This window comes from Corallococcus interemptor, from assembly GCF_003668875.1.
Classification (GTDB): Bacteria; Myxococcota; Myxococcia; order Myxococcales; family Myxococcaceae; genus Corallococcus; species Corallococcus interemptor.
The window spans coordinates 1-1,583 of record NZ_RAWM01000260.1; the positions used below are offsets into that span (position 1 = coordinate 1).

Sequence of the window (1,583 nt, forward strand, 5' to 3'; positions counted from 1 at the left end):
GTAACCGTTCACCGGCTGGAGGCTGCTTGAAGGGACTGCCGGGCAGCGGACGGTGGGCGGGACGGCGCTCGACGGCGGGGGCCGCGGAGTGGCACACCGCCACTCGTGGCGGGACTCGACCCCAGGGACGTGCGAATTGCAAAGCTGGAGGCGCTGCTGGAAGCGGCGCTCAAGCGCATCGCGCACCTGGAGGAAGAGAACCGGCAGTTGCGTGAAGAGAACCGGCAGTTGAAGGAGCGGCTGGGTCTCAACTCAAGCAACTCCTCGAAGCCGCCCTCCTCGGATGCCCCAGGTACGCCGCGCCCGCCGAAGAAGCGTACGGGCCGCGGCCCCGGTGGTCAGCCAGGGCACAAGAAACACGAGCGGCGCTTGCTGCCGCCCGAGGCGGTGCAGCACGTCGTCGAGCTGGTGCCCCGTCAGTGCAAGGGCTGTCGGCGGCGGCTGGTGGGAAGGGACTGCGAGCCGCGCCGCCACCAGGTGGTGGAGGTGCCGCCGCTGTCAGCCATCGTCACCGAGTACCGCAGCCATGCGCTGGCGTGCGGCGCGTGCGGCACGCTGACGCGGGAGCCCGTGCCCGCGCACGCGCGCAGCGCCTTCGGCGAGCGACTGGGAGCGTTGGCGAGTCTACTGGTGGGCAAGTACCGGCTGTCCAGACGGCTGGTGAAGGACGCCCTCTCGGACATGCTGGGCGTGGACGTGTCGGTGGGCAGCGTGGTGAATCTCGAAGGGGAGATGACTGACGCGCTGGCCCCAGCGGTGGCCGGGGCCCGCGCGTATGTGCAGGCGGCCGACAAGGCCCACGCGGACGAGACGGGATGGGTGGAGGGGCGCAAGGAGGGCCGGGGCCATCGTGCATGGCTGTGGGTGGCAGCCACGGCCCGGGTGGTGGTGTTCCACATCGCGCGAAACCGTAGCGGCAAGGTAGCCCAAGCCCTGCTGGGGAAGGACTTCCTGGGCATCCTCACCACGGACAGGTGGAGCGGGTATGACTGGTATGACAAGGGCTTGCGCCAACTTTGCTGGAGCCATCTCACACGCGACTTCCAAGGCTTCATCGACCGCGGAGGCGAGGGCGGTCGTCTGGGCACACGGTTGATGCGTGAGCGCAACCGCTTCTTCAAGTGGTGGCATCGGGTGCGCGACGGAACCCTGGCTCAATCGGATTTCGAGCAGCGGATGAAGAAGGTGCGGCGCACGGTGGGCCGGCGGCTGCGTCAGGCCGAGGCGCGCGCGGAGAAGAAGACGGCGGGCATGGCGCGAGAAATCCTCCAGTTGGAGGAGTGCCTTTGGACGTTTGTCGATGTGCCCGGCATCGAGCCGACGAACAACTTCGGTGAGCAGTGCATCCGCCACGCCGTCATGTACCGCAAGACGTCATTCGGAACGCAAGGCCCCGAGGGCAGCCGCTTCATTGAGCGCATCTTCACCGCGGTCTCCACGCTCAAGCGACAAGAGCGGGGTGTGCTGGACTTCCTGACGGACACGCTGCGCACGCACCGTCGGGGCCTACCGCCACCCTCGCTGCTGCCTCTCGCGGAGGCTCCTCAGTTCGCGAACGCAGCATGAGCCGGTGAACGGTTACC

1 protein-coding gene is annotated in these 1,583 nt (G+C 68.1%); it reads left to right on the top strand.

Annotation, left to right across the window (positions count from 1 at the left end):
- The first annotated feature begins 105 nt into the window (after window positions 1-105).
- Window positions 106-1,566 carry an IS66 family transposase gene (tnpC, locus tag D7X96_RS38960; RefSeq protein ID WP_120553218.1) on the top strand — a complete coding sequence of 487 codons (1,461 nt, stop codon included), beginning with the start codon at window positions 106-108 and terminating at the stop codon, window positions 1,564-1,566.
- The last annotated feature ends 17 nt before the right edge of the window (window positions 1,567-1,583 follow it).